This window comes from Thioclava arctica, assembly GCF_040892615.1.
GTDB classification, from domain to species: Bacteria; Pseudomonadota; Alphaproteobacteria; order Rhodobacterales; family Rhodobacteraceae; genus Thioclava; species Thioclava arctica.
The window spans coordinates 248,167-266,308 of sequence record NZ_JBFRYC010000004.1 but is presented as its reverse complement, the minus strand read 5'-3'; the positions used below and the strand labels follow the sequence as shown (position 1 = coordinate 266,308).

Below are 18,142 nucleotides of genomic sequence, written 5' to 3'. Positions count from 1 at the left end.
CACATGGTATGGAAAATCGAAAGGATCGAAAATGGCACTGACAGCAATTATCGAAGCGCATGGCGGCCCCGAGCAGTTCAAATTGGTGGATCGTGATGTCGGTGCCCCCGCAAAAGGCGAGGTTCGCATTGCCCATAAAGCGATCGGTCTGAATTTCATCGACGTCTATCAGCGCAGCGGGCTGTACCCGATGCAATTACCCCATGCGATGGGCATGGAAGCCGCAGGCGTGATCGAGGCTGTCGGCGAAGGAGTGACCCATCTCAAAGTCGGGGATCGTGCGGCTTATGCCTCCAATCCGCCGGGCGCTTATGCCGAGGCGCGTGTCATGCCTGCCGCCCAAGTCTGCCCGCTGCCCGATGGCATCTCGTTTGAGGAAGGGGCAGCGATGATGCTCAAGGGGATGACGGTGGAATATCTTTTCCATCGCACCACGCCCCTGAAATCGGGCGATACGGTGTTGTTTCACGCAGCCGCCGGGGGCGTCGGCCTGTTGGCGTGCCAATGGGCGCGTTCGGAGGGGATCACGTTGATCGCAACGGCTGGAACGGACGAGAAATGCCAGCTAGCGCTTGATCACGGCGCGACCCACTGCCTGAATTACCGCACGCAAGACTGGGCCAAACAGGTGCGCGAGCTGACGGGTGGCACAGGTGTCGACGTGGTGATGGACGCTGTGGGCAAAGATACTTTTGAGGGCTCGCTGAATTCGCTCAAACCATTGGGCATGATGATATCGTTCGGAAACGCGTCGGGGCCAGTGCCCCCGTTCGACATTGGTATTCTAGGCAAGAAGGGCTCGCTCAAACTTACGCGCCCTACCCTGTTCACCCATATTGGGGATCACGCTACCTGTCAGGCCATGGCAGCACATCTCGCGCAAAAAGTGCTGTCAGGAGATGTGAAAATCAACATCGGCCAGCGGTTCTCCCTGCGCGATGTCGCCAAAGCCCATATCGCGCTGGAAGCGCGCAAGACCACCGGCTGCACCATCCTGGAAGTCTAGAGGCGCATTTTGAACCAGTGCGGTTTGCGCGCGATCCAATGACCAACACCGGGCGCAAAACCATGGCGCCCGGTGTTGGCCACAATGCGCAAGACGGGCCCTGCGCCTAAAAAGCGTGTCGAGCACAAGGTCCCTTCGCAGCGGTGCATACAGACTTCAAAGGACGCTGCGTGTGAGATTTTTGATTGCCATCCTTGACTGCCCTTCGCCACTCAAAGTGCTTACGGTCATGTGAAAGCTGCTGCGGCTCCCGTCGGGTGCCAGGACCGTGAGGTCGTCGGTATTCGACGCGGACTCCATCTGGTGGCGAGCATATTTCACACCGTGCATTCTCGGCGGCAATATGGAGTCTATGAATGCCTCAATTTCTTCAGCACCTTTGATTACCCCGAACGCAGAGGCTGTCGACCAAATGCCGTCCGGATGAAACAGGCTCGCGGCTGCAGCACCATCCCGTCTGTCCACGCAGTCAAGAAAGCGCATCAGAAGTGATCTCTGAGAGTGTCTGGCGGCGTAATGTGTGTGCAGCAATTCAAGGGCCGCGGGGGAGTTCGGCTTGCCAAGTTCAGAAGCATATAAAGCCTGAACATCCGCATTCTCGTAAGAGCTTCGGCGAGGCGCTTTCGCGTCGACACCGTAGATCGCCTTGGCGCGTTTTTGCAAAATATCCGGATCCATGGATTTCGGTTCGCCGCCTCCACCAAGGCAGCCGCCAACGCATGCCATGACTTCTATGGCGATGAATTCATTGCGCCAATCCTCCTTTTCCAGCATGCGCTGAGCCGCGGCGATGCCGTTGCACACGGCCACGGTGCCAACGCCGGGAATGGTCGCAGACTTTACGCCATCGCGAACGCCGCGCAGCGACTCCCACTCCAGAGAAAGGGCGTCGTCCGCCCCTTTGAGATGCGAGACCGTGCGGACCATAGCTTCCATGACACCGCCGGATGCACCGAAGATTTGGGCAGCGCCCGTGCTCTCTCCGAGTGGGCTGTCGAACTGTCCATCTTCGGCGAGTGCGCCAAATGCGATCCCTCGGGATCGGATCATTCTGGCCAGTTCGCGTGTCGTGAGTACACGGTCCACGTCGCCGGACATGCCAGGCCGCGCGGCCTCATCCTTCTTGGCCGTGCAGGGCATGACGCTGACAACGTATGGCTCGGTTTTGCCATTGGCAAAGTCTGGCCCCAGAGACCGCGCGAAGCCGCTCCGCTTGGCAATTGCACCGTGCATTTGCTGGGGTGATTTTGTCGTGCTCAGATACGGTAGAAGATCGGGGCGATTGAGCTCGACCCAATTCACCCAACCCGGACAGCAGGATGTAAACAAAGGGAGCCGTGTCCCGGCCTCGATACGCGCCAGAAGTTCCGAGCCTTCCTCCATAATCGTGAGATCGGCGGCGAAATTGGTGTCGAAGACATAGTCGAAACCAAGCTGCCGCAGCGCATTAATCAATCGGCCCGTGCTCACGGTGCCGGGTTTCAGGCCGAACTCTTCGCTGATGGCGATGCGGGTTGCGGGAGCGACCTGAACGACGGAAACGCGCCGCCCTGAATCCAGCGCGTGAAGCACGTCATGCCAATGCGGGGCTTCGATCAAAGCTCCGACCGGACAGACAAGCGTGCATTGGCCGCAGGAAATGCAATTCGTGTCCCCCAAGGGCTGGTCAAAGACAGTGACGGGCCGACGGTCGAATCCCCGGTTGGCAAAACCGATAATATGTTGTTGTTGCACGGCCTCTCCGCAGACATCCGCACACAGGCCACACTCAATGCATTTCGAGAGATCCCGCCAGATACTGGGCGATGTATGGTCGGTCGAGAGACATTCTGAAGCGTCTGTTGAACCAGCGGGAACCTTGGGCCAACGTTCTTCCCACTGGTTTTCGCTGACGAGACGCTGCAGCTGGCAGGCCCCGTTCACCTCACAGCGCATACAGTCATTTGGATGGCGCGCGAGCAGCCATTCAGCATTGGCTTGTCGGAATGACTGCAAGGCTTGGGTATCCGTTTCCACGACATCGCCATCCTTCGCCAAAACGTGACAAGCTGGCTGGGGGTTTTGGGTGCCCTCAACCTCCACGAGGCACATGCGGCATACCGCATGGGCTGGCAGGCCGGGATAATAGCAAAGTGTAGGGATATGGACGCCTGCCGCCTTCGCCGCATCAAGCAAGCTGGTGCCATGATCGACTTCGACTTGCCGTCCATTAACCGAAAGCATGATCATGTTGTGACACCTCCCTGTCACTCTAGCATAGCAGATGCCCTTAGCGATGGTGACCTGCCATGGGATATATTCTCCACCGTCGATTGGGCTCAGGACCCATTGATTTCAGCTGCGAGTCGCGTTTCACCACTGGAAAACAGAGCGGTGACATGTCTGACCTTTTCCGGGCGATGCGCAGATGGGTCGGCGCCAGATCGCTCGCATCAAAGGCGGCATGAACCACTGCCCGGCAGGGCATCGCAAAGCGATGGCCCGAGCGAGAGCAAGCGGCGCGCGCTCTGCAATAGCCTGGGACACCCGATCAGCCTGTTCGTAACCGCCGGTCGCCTCAACGTCAGATGCGAAGGTTGCGTCTGATGCGCCGTCTGCACCTTGCCGCTGGCACCGGGCGTCTCTAAACTTGCGCCATGCTCATTCTCGACAACATCATCAGCGACCGCGGATCGAAATATGCGGTATCGGGCGGGCCATGCACCTCCGAAGAAGAGGCCAAAGCCTTTATCAAAGCATTGTGTCGAAAGAAGAAATTTGCCAAGGCAACACATAACACATGGGCCGTTCTTTGCGCCGACACCCCGGTAAAGAACGATGATGGCGAGGCAGGTGCCGGCATGGTCATCCTGCGCATGCTGGAGAGAGAGAGGCTGCGTGACCATATCATCGTGGTCACACGCTGGTTTGGCGGCAAGCATTTGGGTGGCGACCGCTTTCGCCATGTGCAGGAGGCGGTGCGCATCTATCTCGACGAACTTCGCGCGGCCTGACGTGCGGTGCGCCAATGCGTCCCCGCGAACGAAGGGCTGCTGTGGGCGAACAGTAGACGTTCGCAGCCACAGCGGACATTGCTATCGCTTCCTCAGTGCGAGGACGCGTCACTTCAAACCCGCGCAAAACCGCATCGAATCCGAACGGTCCGCGTCGGTGATCCCGGTATATCAAGCCTCGGACCACCGACTTCAGGGCTATCTCAGGTAGACTTGATCGCCGTTTCGCACAACGCTCACTCTGTCACCGACCCTGAATGTGTTTGACGCCTGAATGACGGTGATCGTACCACCGTTTCTGAGCCTCACCGTCCAAGCCGAAGACGTGTATGTGCCCCCTTGGCTGGCAATATTGCCGCCTACGATAGCACCCGTGATCGCGCCAGCCCCTGTCATCAGGTCCTTGCCAGTGCCGGACCCGAACTGATGCCCGATCACGGCGCCGACCAGCCCGCCAGCGACCGTACCGACGACCCGATCCCCGTCGCTTGACCGCCGCATCGTTACCGGTTGCACCGAAACGATGCGACCATATTCAATGGTCTCGGCTTGATAGGATGCGTAAGGAGCCGGACGCGGCCCGGGACTACCCGAATACGGACCCGGTGTCGGGTTACAGGCGGCTACGGCCAACAGTGGTGGCAGAAAAAGAAGGAAACGCATTGCAGACCTCCAAAAAACGATTGCGCCGTATGCTTTATGCATCCGGACGTGAAAGTTAATTTGCGACAAATCGAGAAGTCTCGCTTTGATATAGGACAAGCCCGCGCATCGGAGGGCGCCGCTTCGGCCGTATTTTCCGAAGAGCCACGGCAAGCCGAGGGTCGATGATTGGCGCGTATTGGGTGGCGTGATTTTCATCAATCGCAATGGTTTGCGTTGGCATCATGCTCCCAAAGAATACGGGCCACCCAAAGCACTCAGCAATCGCTGGCAGCACTGGAGCGAGATAGACGTATTCGCGAGGATCTACGAGGGGCTGGCGGCGCAAGCGACTGACAAGACGACGATCATGATGAACGCAACCTCTTTGAAGGCTCACCGAGCGCAGCTATGTTGCCGGCTGGTTTCGCGAAAATCCCTGCGGCGAAAGGGGATCAGAGCATGTATTTCGGGCCGCAAGCTGCGCAAGCACCGTCGTAAAATACGAATAGCGACGCAACCGCATCAAGATCATGGTCGCACGACTGAAGGACTGGCGAAGGGGTGCGACCCGCTCCAACAGATGCCCGAAGGTATTCCTCTGCGCCATCGCTCTCGCTGCTACCGTCATGTTCTGGTTATGAGACCTGAGCCAAATAAATTGCCTATGCAATTGCTGGGCGCCAGTTCGGCCCGTCCGTGATACGCCCCGACATGACCGCTCTCTTTTGTGGATCATTGCAGACCCACTTTGGCACGCCGATGCCGTCAGGGGGCGATTACATCATCAACGCCCTCTTACTCTATCGTCCGCTCCACGACCCTCATGCCGTCTGACAAGCCCGAAGACGGATAGAGGATCACACGCTCGCCCTCAGACAGTCCGCTCACCACTTGTGCCTGGATGCCATTATTCTTACCGATCTCAATTTCACGCAGTTGCGCGGTGCCAGCACTGACGGCAAAGACTGCCCAGCTGTTGTGACTTCGAAACAGCGCGCTTGCCGGGACAATTAGCGTGTCCTTAGACTCCCATACGATGATCTTGGTCTCGACCCGAAAGCCATGGCCAAGCCCCTTGTAATCCTCGGGTGGGCTGGCAAGGGCGATGACGACATCCACACGCTGCTCTTCTACGCCAAGAGCAGAATATTGGGTAAGACCAAATGGCTCGACCCGCATGACTTCGCCTGTCAAATCCTTAGAGCCACCCCAATCCGTTATGATCACCGGATCACCCACCGCAACCTGAACAGCATCGGTCGACAGCAGTTTGACCACCACTTCCAGATTGCTGGCAATGTTGCCGATCTCCATGATCGGCGTGCCTGCAGGCAGGGATGTTTCACTTTTCTGAATGACCCGCAAAATGCGCCCGTCGGCTGGTGCATAAAGCGGAATGTCATCAGAGCCGTTGCCTATGAAGGCGCCAAGTCCGCGATCTTCAAAGCCAATTAATTGTGCCTGCGCATTTACAACTCCGGCCTCGCGCATGGAAATCGCGGCCTCTGCTGTATCTACATTCGCCTGCATCACGCGCGCATTCTGGCGAGCAAGGTCAAGGGTAGCATCACTGTAAACCCCACGTTCGAACAGCTTTTCGGCCCGTGCAAGCTCGGTTTGGGCATAGTCGCGGTTCGCTATGCTGGCATTCAGATCAGCACGCGCGACACGCAGTGCGGCCTCGGCGGCGGCAACCGCCGCCAGTGCTTGCTCTCGGGTACGCACGTCAAGCGCTGCGGGGTTGCTCGGGCGCATAAGGGCCACAATCGTTTCGCCGCGCACAACCGGATCGCCAGGTTGCACGCTGACACGTTGCAACTGTCCGGCGACAGGCGTCGAGACGATATAGGTATCTTGGACCCGAGTGCGGCCTTCATCATCAATCGTTAGCCGCATGGCGCCGCGCATCACCTCGCCCATATCAACCATCGTGGGTTTGGGCCAGAAGGCGGCGGCCAGCGCCCCTACGACCAAAAGCGTCGTGGCAGTTGTCAGGATTAGCCGTGATCGTTTCTTTGCTTTTGCCATGAAGCTATTCCCTAGTTTTCAGTGCCGAGACCAGTTCAGCCCGGTCGATATCGCGTTTCACCAGCCAGCCCGAAGCGACAGCTGCCCCAATGACCACAATCGCGGCGAAGCCATAGCTTGCCGAGTCAAAGACCACGGGGATTTGGTAGATCTCGCTCGAAAATCCCGCAGCGATGCCGAAGGACAAGTAATAGCCCATTAGCGCGCCCAGCGGCAGTGCGATCAACGTCACGATAGCCAATTCGCCCAGCAAGACAAAAGCGGCTTCGCCTTTGGTAAAGCCGATAACGCGCAAACTGGCGAGATCGCGAGATCGTTCGGCATAGGCGATGCGAGCAGCGTTATAGACAATGCCAAAAGTGATAATAAACGCGATGGCCCCCATGACATAACGAATGGCCCCTGCGCCTGTATCCAGTAAGACCTTAAACGCGATCTCTGCATCAGATTTGAGGCTAACGCCAGCGACTGTCGGCATGTCCTGAAGCGCAGTGTAAATTTTGCTTGCGCGCGCTTTGTCAATGGTCAGATAAGCTCCCGAGACGCGGTTTGGTTCGCGCAAGACGCGGTTCAGCGCGTTCAAGTCCATATAGGCGGGCGATCCAAGAAGACTTTCGGCGACTGCCGTCACTGGAATTTGCAGCGCGGGCTGGCGGCCTTCACGAACCTCGACTGTCATCATGTCGCCGGGCCGGATGTGCAGGATGTCGGCCAGCGCGCTCGCAAGGACAATCCCGCCGTTTTGCAAGGGAATTTTGGCCAGATCAGCGTCGAGCGCACGGACAAGCCGTGCATCTGAGCTAAGTCCGGTTATGACGCTGCGACGCGAGATCAACCCATGGCGAAGCACCACCGGAACATAACGCACGGGTTCGACCAGCGTCACACCTTGCATCCGGCGCAACTCGAAAATCGTGGTGTCCGACGCCGCGTGAGTGAAGCTGACGGTCACATCGCTGCGGTCCATAACGTTGAATGTCAGATCAATGATGCGGTCAAATCCTGCGTAGATCGTGATTATGGATACGCTGAGCGCCATGCCACAAGCGATGCCAATCACGGCACCCGCCATCCGCGCCGGTTGCCGTGTGATCCGGCGCAATACCATGCGCGATGTCTGGTCAAGAAAACGGTTCAGCGCGTGCCCAATGGTTCCTGTTCGGCTATAGTCAGCAGGGGCTGGCGCACGCATGGCTGACGCGGGTGTGAGCCCAAAAACCCTGCGCAACACCAAGAGCCCGCCAACCGATGCCGACAAAATGCTGACGCTGACTCCGATGACAAAGGATGCCGGATCAAGGTCGAATACCAGAAATGGGAATTTGAAGTAGGCAACATAAACCTGGATCAGTGCCCGCCCGCTTGCAATGCCCATCAGACACCCCGCCAAGGCTCCGCCGATCGCAATTGCCATAACCAGTTTGAAGTAATGCGCAACAACTTCGATATTGGTGTAGCCGAAGGCCTTCATCAGGCCGATCTCTTCGCGCTCGGATTGCACCATCCGGTTGATTACGATGTATAACAGGAAGGCGGCGACCGCGAGAAAAATGGGCGGTACGACTTTGCTTGACGTCTCAAGTTCCCCGATTTCTTGGCTCACAAACAGATTGGACATCTGATCTTTCAATGGATAGGCCCCGGTTCCGCCGTATGAACCAAGAAGTCGGTCAACAGCATCAAGCACGGCGGCTTCACTGGCTCCGCGCGACAGCGACAACAGCGCTTCGTTGAATGCGCCCTGCATGTCATAGGCGGCAGCGAGAGCGGAACGGCTCATCCAGATGACACCAAAGCGGGCATCGTCAGGGATCAATTCGCCAGGAGCGGTCGTGTAAAGAAACTCGGGGCTTTGAGCGAGGCCAACAATACGAAAGCTGCGCCGCGCACCGTTCATTGTCGCTTGGATATGGTCGCCGGGACGGAGCCCGTGCACGTTCGCGAAAGACTGAAGCAACAGGATCTCGTCGGTGTGGCTACTATCGATCATCCGCCCATCGGTCAGAAAAACATCGTTCAGGCGGGGGCTGTGAAAATCGGGCAGAGACACGGCCTGTGCCTGCACGGGCAAATCAGTATCGATAAGATCAATGAGCGCAGCGCCGACAACGCGCGGTTCGACTGCGCTCACCCCTTCGATGGCCGCAAGCCGACCTGCCATACGGTCCGGCGCGCGCGTGACAGGTGCGAACACATCGGCGAGGCGATAGCGTTCATAATAAGCGGCGCGGGTTTCTTTCAACGAGGTGACCAGCCCCGTCATCATCACCAGCATACCCACACCGACCGCGATCACCATGCCGATAGCGAATGCCTGTCCCTTCATACGCCACAGATCGCGCAAGAGTTTGTGGTCAAGCGGGCTCACCAATCAATCTCCTCAGGGGTGAGTTTGGTTTTGTTCACCACGACCTCGCGGATCGCACCGTCAGCGAAATGGATCACGCGGTCCGCCATCGCGGCCTGACTGGCCGCATGGGTAACGATCAAAACGGTCGCCCCCAATTTCTCGTTTACGTCCTTGAGAACATTCAACACCGCGCGTCCGGTTGTGCTGTCGAGCGCGCCTGTGGGTTCATCGCAAAACAGAACCGTGGGGTTCTTGGCGACGGCGCGGGCAATGGCGACCCGCTGCTGTTCGCCCCCTGACAATTGCGCCGGAAAATGGTCAACCCGTTCGCTCAGGCCAACCATCGCAAGGGCCTCGTCCGGGTCCATCGGATCACGGGCAATCTCTGTCACCAATTCCACATTCTCGCGGGCGGTCAGGCTGGGCATCAGATTGTAAAATTGAAAAACAAAGCCCACATAATTGCGCCGATAAAGCGTCAGTTGCTTGTCGGTCATTTCAGACAGGTTCTGATCTTGAAAAAAGGCATCGCCTGCAGTGGCGCGGTCAAGACCGCCGATAATGTTCAAAAGCGTGGATTTCCCACTGCCCGACGGTCCGAGCAGCACGACGATCTCGCCTTGCGGAATATCCAGCTCAACGCCGCGTAGCGCATGAACCGCCGAACGCCCCTCACCGTAGACTTTGGTCAGACCCTTGGTGGAAAAAGCTAAAGTCTTCATGATTGCGGGCCTCGGCTCTGCGTCTACGCGCACAACATGGCACGGTATTACATTGGACTGGACAAATTTATTCTATGTGAGTGTAAGATTCAGCAGTCTATCAATTTGCACGCTTTCGAATGCCATGCGGTCGTTCATAGTAGCTGTTGTAGGTTCCAGCCTGCCTGTCTCAGCAGTTTGCTCTGCCATTGGGGCGATGAATTTGTGGCCATTCGACAACGCAAAGATCAAGTCTGTGGCAATATCTATGTCAGTTTCGTTTCGACGCCGCTTCGGTGGTGGGATCCGCCCCATCGTCGCCAGAACTCACGACCGAGGTATTTGGATGCTCCTTAGCGCCTCGTTTCTTGCGCCTGCGTCGGCGGTCACAGCCATCCACGGCTTGGCGCTCTTGCGGGGCGGGATGACGACATGCTCATCGCGATCGGTCCGCTCGCATACGCTGCCGGGCAGCGGACTACATCAAGTTCTTCTACACCCCACAGCGCAAACACTTTGGGAACACAAGGCTGTCACCGATCGCCTTCGATCAGCGGCAGAAACTGAAGCAGCAAGCCGTCTAGGCAACTGGGGGCTATTCAGCGACCCTGCATCAGGGACAGGAAAATCTCTGGTTTGGCGGCGGTCGAATACGGCCTGGATCGAACATCCGATAGGTGCGTAGCGCTGCGGTGCGGCGGCGAAAAATCGGTCGCAAGCCGTCTCCGGGGCGGTCGCAGCCTTCGCTCGGCCTACTGCATCGCGCCCTTCAGATACTCAACCGCCAAAGCGACAGTCGCAATGCGGGGATAGTCCGTTTCGGGAATATCCACACCGGTACGTTCGTGCAATGCCGTCACAAGGTTGAGAACATCCATCGAGTCGAGCTCGAGATCCTCTTGAATATGGTCGTTATCACCGACCGTTTCGGGATCGATATCGGGGGCGATACGAGAGAGCTCTTGCAAATAGATGGCACGGATTTCGGCTTTGTTCATAGGTCTTCCGGTTCTTGAATGAGGGTTTCGAATTCGCTGACAAAGCGGGCAGCCTGCCGACCGTCGCTGACGCGGTGATCTGCGGACAAGGTCAGGGTCACGACACTGCGTGGCACGACCTGCCCCTCTATCACCCACGGCCTGGTTTGCGGGGCTCCGATGCCCACAATTGCGACCTGCGGTGGGAATATGATGCCCGCCATAGCTTCGGCCCCCGTTTCACCCAGACTGGTAATCGTGATCGTCCCCTCGGTCATTTCCGACCCCTTGAGCCGCCCGGTGCGGGCACGTGAGACAAGGTCGCGCATCGCCGCCATTGTCTGATCGAGATCCATCGCCGCGGCGTCCATCAGCGCCGGCGCCACCAACCCACCGCCCCGAAGTGCGACGGCGACCCCGGGGTTCACGACATTGGCAGGCTTGAAAGCACCCTCGACGAAATGACCGTTTACGATCTTGATCTTGCTGGCGGCCAGCGACACGGCCCGCACGAAAAGCGCGCCCAACAGGACCCGTTCACCGGGCGGTCTGTCGGCGTTGCGCCGGGCTAGAAAATCGATTGCAGGCTGAACATCAATCGTTTGCGAAAGATAGAAATGAGGAATGGTCTGCTTTGCGCGGGTCATCGTCGCAGCGATAGCCCTGCGCATCTCCTCTACAGGCGATCGTGGTTCGGATGGCTGTCGTTCACCCCCAATTGGCGCGCCATCGACATCGGCCAGAATGATCACCCCGCCCGGCCCGCTGCCCTGAAGCACAGCCAAGTCAACGCCCAGTTCCTGCGCGCGGACCCGGGCCGCTGGTGACGCCCTATGGTGGCCCGCAGGTCCTGCTGGCGCAACGGGTAAGGCGGGCGCGGCTTTTCGCTCTGGTGGTGCCGTTTCAACAGGCTGGGCGGCGACCGCAGCTGGCGTCGGGGCGGGTGGCTTTTCGCCCTCTGCCAGAATGACCGCAAGCGGCATGCCGACCGGCACACTTGCACCGGGCGCTGCGGTTAATTCATGCACCGTGCCATCCTCGAACACTTCGATCTCGATCGCGCCCTTCTGGGTCTCGACCACGGCAATCACGTCGCCTCTGGTGACCGTATCACCCGGCTTGACCAGCCACTCGACCAGCGTTCCGGCCTCCATGTCGGCACCGAGCGAGGGCATCTTGAACACCCCCATGTCAGCGGCCCATCATCGTTTTGACCGCAGCAACAACGCCGGGCGTTTGTGGAACCGAGGCATCCTCCAGATGTTTCGGATAAGGGATCGGCACCTCCTGCGCGCAGACCCGTCCAACCGGCGCGTCGAGCGACCAGAACGCCTGCTCCATGATGCGCGCCGATATTTCGGCCGAGATCGACCCCGACCGCCAGCCTTCGTCGATGATCAGCGCGCGGCGGGTCTTGCTCACCGACGCCATGAGTGTCGCGTCATCCAGCGGCCGCAAGCTTCGAAGGTCGATGACCTCGGCATTGATCCCCGCATCTGTCAGCTCTTCGGCCGCCGCAAGAACCTTGTAGAGCGACCCGCCATAGGTGATCAGGCTGATGTCAGTTCCCTCACGCCTGATCGCCGCTTTTGATATCTCGACCGGCCCCGCTTCCATGTCGATCTGATCGGTTCGGTTATACAACATGACGTTCTCGAAAATCAGCACCGGATCGGGGTCCTGCAATGCCGTCCACAGCATCCCACGGGCGTCCTCCAACGTCGCGGGCGCCAGCACTTTCAGCCCGGGTATATGTGCATACCAGCCTTCCAGACTATGGGAATGCTGGGCCGCCAGCTGTTTGCCCGCGCCGGTTGCCATCCGGATGACCAGCGGGACACCGAACTGCCCGCCCGACATATGCCGGATCGTAGCAGCGGTGTTCATGATCTGGTCAAGCGCGAGCAACGAGAAGTTGACTGTCATCAGTTCAACAATCGGACGCATACCGGCAGCGGCAGCCCCGATCCCGGCCCCGGTAAAGCCGCTTTCCGACAGGGGCGTGTCGCGGATGCGATCTTCGCCGAATTCATCCATCAGGCCCTTCGAGACGGCGTAACAGCCACCATAGGCGCCTACATCCTCCCCCATCAGGAACACCCGGTCATCCCGGATCATCGCGTCGCGGATCGCCTGTTTCACAGCCTCGCGATAGGTCATTTCGACCATCTTTCCCGATGGCTGCGGCGGGGCTGGCGGGTCAGGTTGCGGGCCAAGAACGTGATCCGTCAGAGCCTCGAGAGGTTCCCAGGTTCCGGCTTCGGCGAAGGCAACCGCCTCGGCAATCTCGGCCTGAACGGCCTTTTCGATCTCGGAGACATCGCTTTCGTGGATCAGTCCGTTTTCCACCAACCATCCCTGGAAACGGACGATCGGCCCCTTCTTGCGCCATTCCTCAACCTCGGCCTTTTCGCGATAGAGTTGAGCATCAAACATGGAGTGCGCGCGGAACCGATAGGTGCGGCACTCTAGGAATACCGGGCGCCTCGTCTCGCGGATTCGCGCGATGGCTTTACGCGCTGCCGCTTCAACAGCGACCACATCCATGCCATCAACTACATGCGCCTCGATGCCATAGCTTTCGGCCTTTTGGTGGATGTCGGTTTGCGCCTCGGTTCGTGCCAAGGCAGACCCCATCGCGTAGCCGTTATTCTCGCATATGAACAGCACAGGGAGATCCCAGAGTTCAGCAAGGTTCATGGTTTCGTGGAACTCGCCTTCGGCCACTGCGCCTTCGCCGAAAAAGCAGGCGGTCACGTTGGCCTCGCCCTGGAAACGATCGGCCAAGGCAAGCCCTGCGGCCAACGGCAAGCCGCCACCGACAATCGCGTTACCACCATAGAAATTGGTGGCCGCATCGAACAGATGCATCGACCCGCCTCGACCCGCCGAGCACCCATCGGCCTTGCCAAACATCTCGGCCATGATCCTCGTCATCGCAACCCCGCGCACAAGCGCATGGCCGTGCTCTCGATAGGTTGCAACGATACGATCCTTCGGCCCCAGCACGGGGATCACTCCGGCAGCGATCGCTTCTTCGCCGTCATAGAGATGAAGGAAGCCGCGGATCTTTTCCTCGGTATAAAGCTCGGCACATTTCTCCTCGAACATCCGCACCCGGATCATGTCGTGCAGAAGGCTCAGAACGTGCGCCCGGTCAAGGCGGGGTTTGTCGGTCATGCTCATGTCTCATCCGTTTCCAATGTCGAGATGTCACCTTCAGGAAGGCCCAGTTCGCGCGCCTTGAGAAGCCTGCGCATGATCTTGCCCGACCGCGTCTTTGGCAGCGACTTGCGAAACAGGATCGCACGCGGGGCCACGGCTGCCCCCAACCTTTTTCGCGCATGGCCGCGCACCTCGCGCTCCAGCGCCTCCGAGGGCTCAAAACCGGGGTTCAGCGTGACATAAGCCTTGACGATCTCGCCCGCGGTCTCATCAGGAATGCCGATCACACCGGCCTCTGCGATCGCCTCATGCTCGATCAGCGCGCTTTCAACCTCGAACGGTCCAATCAGATGGCCCGAGGTCTTGATCAGGTCATCGGCGCGGCCAATGAACCAGAAATACCCGTCCGCGTCTCGCATCGCGAGGTCCCCCGTCAGATACCAGCCATCCACAAAGCATTTCTGATAGCGAGCCTCTTCATGCAAATAGGTGCGCATCATGGACGGCCAGCCGGGGCGCAGGGCCAGCTCTCCTATCTCCTTGTCCGGCAGCTCCCGCAGTGTTGCGTTCTCACGCGCCACGATCCCGGCCACGATGCCCGGCATCGGCTTGCCCATCGACCCCGGTTTCACCGTCATTCCGGGTTGGTTGGCAATCATGATCCCGCCCGTCTCGGTCTGCCACCAGTTGTCATGGAATGGTTGGCCAAAAACCCCCTCGGACCAGATCACGGCCTCGGGATTCAGCGGTTCGCCGACACTTGCCAGAAATCTCAGCGAAGAAAGGTCGTAAGCGGCAGCAGCCTCTGCGCCTGCCCGCATCATCATGCGAATGGCGGTCGGGGCGGTGTACCAGACCTCCACCTTTTCATTCTGGACAGTTGCGTACCACCGGTCGAGATCAAACTCGGCCTCGTCCACGATCATCGTCACGCGGTTCACCAGCGGCGCTATAATTCCATAAGATGTGCCCGTCACCCAACCGGGATCCGCAGTACACCAAAAGATCGTCCCGGGCTGCAAATCCAGCGCATGCCGCCCGGAAAACGCGTGATAAGCCACAGCATTATGGACATGCAACGCCCCCTTGGGCTTGCCGGTCGTCCCCGAGGTGAAGTGGATCAAGGCAGGATCCTCTGGTGCGGTATGTACCGGGGCAAAATCCGGCGAGGCCGCCGCGAGTTCAGGACCAAGCGCGACACAGCCCTCCGGCGCGTCGTCGCCAACGATGAGCACAAGCTTCAGCGAGGTTATCTGATCGCGCCATTCGGCTATCTTGCGTTTGTAGATCGCGGCGGTGGTGACCAGTACCTTCGCGCCGCCGATCTCCATGCGCGTGCGGATCGGCTCCGGACCAAAGGCCGAGAAAAGCGGCGTAAAGACCATGCCCGCCCGCAGTGTCCCCAAGGCGCAGGCGTAAAGCTCGGGAACGCGCCCCATCAGGACGAAAACACTATCTCCCTTCGCAAGCCCATGATCGCGCAAGACAGAGGCAAACCGGCAAGACAGGTCTTTCAGATCGCCAAATGTGAGTTCCCGCCGGTCACCATCCTTGCCCAACCAAATCAGCGCCACCTGATCGGCGTGACCGTCCACAACATGGCGATCAACTGCCACGTTCGCGATATTGACTGAGCCATCGCGTTCATTGGCAAAAGCATCCGCATCGAAAGGCGATTTGCCAGCGCCCGATTTCACAGTGACATCTATCCGCTGTGAGTTATCCCGGCCCGAAATCTTCGGGTTTCGACGTTGTGCCATTTCATATCCTCCGCAGTGACTATGAAGGAACCAACAGGACACGATATGAGCGAGATCAATTTTCGCAAAAAGTCGTCACTTGGGCTCAGGGCCCGTTCATCTGCTTGAGGTAGTCGGGTCTAAGAGTGTCGAACGTCCGACCACCGGGGGCATGAGGACTCTTTTTTGGATGCGCGAAGATCAGATGGCGCAGCTTGGGCCGTTGCAAGCCTGCGTTTCCGGGCAAGGGAGCAGCAGCAAGCCGCTCTTGCGCATGGCTGCGTCATAGCCGGACCAGTTCATCATGCGGCAGCGGCACAACCGATAATATGTAAAAAATTTTAGTCCTAAAGGTTATTGAAAGGACATCGTGCGAACCTTCAGCGGAATTAGTATCAACGAACCGCGAGAGCACGCGCTATGAAAGTAAAGTTAAAGATCTTCCTTGTGGTGTCAGTTTCGCTGATTCTGGTTTGGGGGGCGATCGCCGCTATGGTTTTCAGCTTGCTGGACCAAAACCGAAAACTGAATGATGGCGCCACGCGCACCGACGCGATCACCGAAAGTTACATTCCGCTTCTGGTCGCGATCAAGGAAATCAAGACCGACGTGATTCAGGTCCAGCAATGGCTGACGGATATCTCGGCGACACGTGCGACCGCAGGCTTTGATGACGGTTTCACCGAAGCTGAACGATACGCAAATAAGTTCGCACAAGACGTGGAAACCGCACGAATTGCTGCTGAACAGATCAGAAAAACGGGAGTTCTGAAGGCTCTTGACGAACTGCAGACCGCTTTTCCACCATTCTACGCGGGCGGAAAAAAGATGGCGAAAGCCTATATCGAATTCGGCCCGGAGGGTGGAAACACCCAGATGGAAGAATTCGACTCCGTCGCGGAAGTCATGGGCCAGACGACTGATCATCTTGTCGCATTGGTCGAGTCTGAAAGCCATCAAGCCTTGACGGAACTGTCCGCGCTTGGCGGGAACCTGTCGACCGGAAATCAAAACCTTGTACGCCGAGTTCTGTTCTTTCTAGGAGCCGTATCGCTCGTTACCGGTGTTGCGATCGCATTGCTGTTTCGCAGTCTTGCGCGCAGTTTCGGGGATCTCGACAGCGATGTTCAGGCCGTCATGTCCGAGGACGACTCCATTGACCTTCGCCTGAATCCGGAGCGCAAGGATGAATTCGCGCCGATTGCCTCCGCATTGATCGCGTTCCGCGAAAGTCTGGCTGAGGGGCGCCGAAAAGAGGCACAGCTGCGCGATGCGATGGCCAAGGAAATGGAAATGTCCATTGAAAACGAGCGCGCGCAGAACGCCAAGGCACAGCAAGAGGCCAAGGAAATCGCTGAGCGCGAGGCCGAGCAAGCTGTCCTGCGTGCCCGCGAAGCGCAGACGATCAAGGAAATTTCCGATGTTGTCGCCGCTTGCGCAGCGGGCGATTTCATCCGGCGCATCGACACCACCGACAAGGACGGCGTTCTGGCGGAACTGTGTCGGGGGATGAACCAGATCGGCGACGTGGCGAATAACGGATTGGGTGCGGTGCGTGCCGCCCTTGACCATCTAGCGAAGAGGGAACTCGGCGTCAGGATGCCGAATGATTTCAACGGCGTCTTCGGCGAAATCGCGTTCGCAGTCAACAGCACGGCGCAAAGTCTGCGTGACACGCTCGGGGTGATCTCTACCTCGGCGGATACCGTCGATTCCTCGTCGCGCGAAATCGCGGGTGCCATGGACGATCTCGCGAAGCGCTCCGAAACGAACGCGGCCACATTGGAGCAGACGGCATCCTCCGTTGTCGAAATGTCGAATTCTCTCAAATCGGCGGTAACTTCAGCAAAGACCGCGCGCACTGCCGTCGACGACATCTCGGCCAAGGCACAGCAAAGCCGCGATGTGGTCGAACGTACCATGAGCGCGATGGATGAAATCCAGTCCTCGTCGGATGCAATCGGTAAGATCCTGCAGGTCATCGACGAAATAGCGTTTCAAACCAATTTGCTCGCGCTCAATGCCGGTGTCGAGGCCGCGCGTGCCGGCGAAGCTGGCCGAGGCTTCGCGGTCGTCGCCTCCGAAGTGCGCGCTCTGGCGCAGCGCTCCTCTGAGGCCGCGCGCGAGATTGCGCTATTGATCGAGACGGCGGGCCGGAATGTCGCATCGGGCGTCGCGCTTGTGAACGACAGCGGCGAGGCTCTCAACACGATCGTTGGCAGCGTGCAGAAAGTAGCTGAGACCATTCGCACGATTGCCTCCGCAATGGAAGAAACAGGTACCGGAGTCGAGGAAATCTCCCGCGCCACGAGCCAGCTCGACAGCACGACACAACAAAACGCCGCAATGTTCGAAGAGACGAACGCAGCTTCGCGGACGCTTCAGTCCGAAGCTACGGCGCTCGCTGATGCCGTCGCGGCGTTCAAGCTGGACGCGCTGCAAGACGATCATGCTATGGAGGACGACTTTGATGACTTCGACCGTGACGTCGCCTGAAAAGCGAGAGGGCCAACCGTCTTCCATCAGCGCGGACCGCCG

The 18,142-nt window shown here is 58.6% G+C and carries 12 protein-coding genes and 2 pseudogenes; 4 read left to right on the top strand and 10 right to left on the bottom strand.

Annotated features, from left to right (window positions below; all coding sequences use genetic code 11):
- Positions 1-31 precede the first annotated feature (31 nt).
- Positions 32-1,006, top strand: a complete 975-nt coding sequence (locus AB4874_RS09565; protein ID WP_295536758.1) for a quinone oxidoreductase family protein — start codon at positions 32-34, stop codon at positions 1,004-1,006.
- Positions 1,007-1,162: 156 nt separating this feature from the next.
- Here AB4874_RS09565 and AB4874_RS09560 read toward each other — a convergent pair whose 3' ends face one another.
- On the bottom strand, positions 1,163-3,235 hold the full coding sequence (locus tag AB4874_RS09560) for a [FeFe] hydrogenase, group A (RefSeq protein WP_368391812.1): 2,073 nt from the start codon (positions 3,233-3,235) through the stop codon (positions 1,163-1,165).
- Positions 3,236-3,642: 407 nt separating this feature from the next.
- Here AB4874_RS09560 and AB4874_RS09555 point away from each other — a divergent pair, with 407 nt between their 5' ends.
- Entirely contained in the window at positions 3,643-3,999 is a 357-nt protein-coding gene (locus tag AB4874_RS09555; RefSeq protein ID WP_368391811.1) for a YigZ family protein, read from the top strand.
- Positions 4,000-4,197: 198 nt separating this feature from the next.
- Here the strand turns inward: AB4874_RS09555 and AB4874_RS09550 are convergent, their stop codons facing one another.
- Entirely contained in the window at positions 4,198-4,662 is a 465-nt protein-coding gene (locus AB4874_RS09550) for an outer membrane lipoprotein (protein ID WP_368391810.1), read from the bottom strand.
- 121 nt (positions 4,663-4,783) lie between these two features.
- On the opposite strand from AB4874_RS09550, the pseudogene AB4874_RS09545 reads away from it, so the two are divergent.
- Positions 4,784-5,285 (top strand): annotated as a pseudogene (locus AB4874_RS09545) (transposase); the annotation flags it as partial.
- A gap of 154 nt (positions 5,286-5,439) precedes the next feature.
- Here AB4874_RS09545 and AB4874_RS09540 read toward each other — a convergent pair.
- The 8 genes and pseudogenes from AB4874_RS09540 to acsA all read right to left on the bottom strand — a co-directional run bounded on the left by AB4874_RS09540 (position 5,440) and on the right by acsA (position 15,625).
- A complete protein-coding gene (locus tag AB4874_RS09540) occupies positions 5,440-6,564 on the bottom strand; it encodes an efflux RND transporter periplasmic adaptor subunit (RefSeq protein WP_368391809.1) in 1,125 nt (374 codons plus the stop codon).
- 112 nt (positions 6,565-6,676) lie between these two features.
- A complete protein-coding gene (locus tag AB4874_RS09535) occupies positions 6,677-9,040 on the bottom strand; it encodes an ABC transporter permease (protein WP_368391808.1) in 2,364 nt (787 codons plus the stop codon).
- Positions 9,037-9,744: an ABC transporter ATP-binding protein gene (locus tag AB4874_RS09530; RefSeq protein ID WP_368391807.1), complete on the bottom strand. Its 708-nt coding sequence runs from the start codon at positions 9,742-9,744 to the stop codon at positions 9,037-9,039. Before AB4874_RS09530 ends, AB4874_RS09535 begins: the two co-directional genes overlap by 4 nt.
- A 251-nt stretch (positions 9,745-9,995) precedes the next feature.
- Positions 9,996-10,170: pseudogene (locus AB4874_RS09525) on the bottom strand (IS5/IS1182 family transposase); the annotation flags it as partial.
- Between the two features lie 305 nt (positions 10,171-10,475).
- Positions 10,476-10,721 (bottom strand): acyl carrier protein, encoded by a 246-nt coding sequence (locus tag AB4874_RS09520; protein ID WP_368391806.1) that lies wholly within the window; start codon positions 10,719-10,721, stop codon positions 10,476-10,478.
- Positions 10,718-11,890 (bottom strand): dihydrolipoamide acetyltransferase family protein, encoded by a 1,173-nt coding sequence (locus AB4874_RS09515; RefSeq protein ID WP_368391805.1) that lies wholly within the window; start codon positions 11,888-11,890, stop codon positions 10,718-10,720. The genes AB4874_RS09520 and AB4874_RS09515 overlap by 4 nt, the downstream gene beginning before the upstream one ends.
- 1 nt (position 11,891) lies before the next feature.
- Positions 11,892-13,880: a pyruvate dehydrogenase (acetyl-transferring) E1 component subunit alpha gene (pdhA, locus tag AB4874_RS09510; protein WP_368391804.1), complete on the bottom strand. Its 1,989-nt coding sequence runs from the start codon at positions 13,878-13,880 to the stop codon at positions 11,892-11,894.
- 2 nt (positions 13,881-13,882) lie between these two features.
- Positions 13,883-15,625 carry an acetate--CoA ligase gene (gene acsA, locus AB4874_RS09505; protein WP_368391803.1) on the bottom strand — a complete coding sequence of 581 codons (1,743 nt, stop codon included), beginning with the start codon at positions 15,623-15,625 and terminating at the stop codon, positions 13,883-13,885.
- Between the two features lie 471 nt (positions 15,626-16,096).
- Here acsA and AB4874_RS09500 point away from each other — a divergent pair, with 471 nt between their 5' ends.
- A complete protein-coding gene (locus tag AB4874_RS09500) occupies positions 16,097-18,100 on the top strand; it encodes a methyl-accepting chemotaxis protein (RefSeq protein ID WP_368391802.1) in 2,004 nt (667 codons plus the stop codon).
- Positions 18,101-18,142 lie beyond the last annotated feature (42 nt).

Coding starts and splice junctions, on each gene's coding strand:
- AB4874_RS09565 (WP_295536758.1), top strand. CDS start 32: ATGGCACTGACAGCAATTATCGAAGCGCATGGCGGCCCCGAGCAGTTC.
- AB4874_RS09560 (WP_368391812.1), bottom strand. CDS start 3,235: ATGATCATGCTTTCGGTTAATGGACGGCAAGTCGAAGTCGATCATGGC.
- AB4874_RS09555 (WP_368391811.1), top strand. CDS start 3,643: ATGCTCATTCTCGACAACATCATCAGCGACCGCGGATCGAAATATGCG.
- AB4874_RS09550 (WP_368391810.1), bottom strand. CDS start 4,662: ATGCGTTTCCTTCTTTTTCTGCCACCACTGTTGGCCGTAGCCGCCTGT.
- AB4874_RS09540 (WP_368391809.1), bottom strand. CDS start 6,564: ATGGGCGAGGTGATGCGCGGCGCCATGCGGCTAACGATTGATGATGAA.
- AB4874_RS09530 (WP_368391807.1), bottom strand. CDS start 9,744: ATGAAGACTTTAGCTTTTTCCACCAAGGGTCTGACCAAAGTCTACGGT.
- AB4874_RS09520 (WP_368391806.1), bottom strand. CDS start 10,721: ATGAACAAAGCCGAAATCCGTGCCATCTATTTGCAAGAGCTCTCTCGT.
- AB4874_RS09515 (WP_368391805.1), bottom strand. CDS start 11,890: ATGGGGGTGTTCAAGATGCCCTCGCTCGGTGCCGACATGGAGGCCGGA.
- pdhA (WP_368391804.1), bottom strand. CDS start 13,880: ATGACCGACAAACCCCGCCTTGACCGGGCGCACGTTCTGAGCCTTCTG.
- acsA (WP_368391803.1), bottom strand. CDS start 15,625: ATGGCACAACGTCGAAACCCGAAGATTTCGGGCCGGGATAACTCACAG.
- AB4874_RS09500 (WP_368391802.1), top strand. CDS start 16,097: ATGGTTTTCAGCTTGCTGGACCAAAACCGAAAACTGAATGATGGCGCC.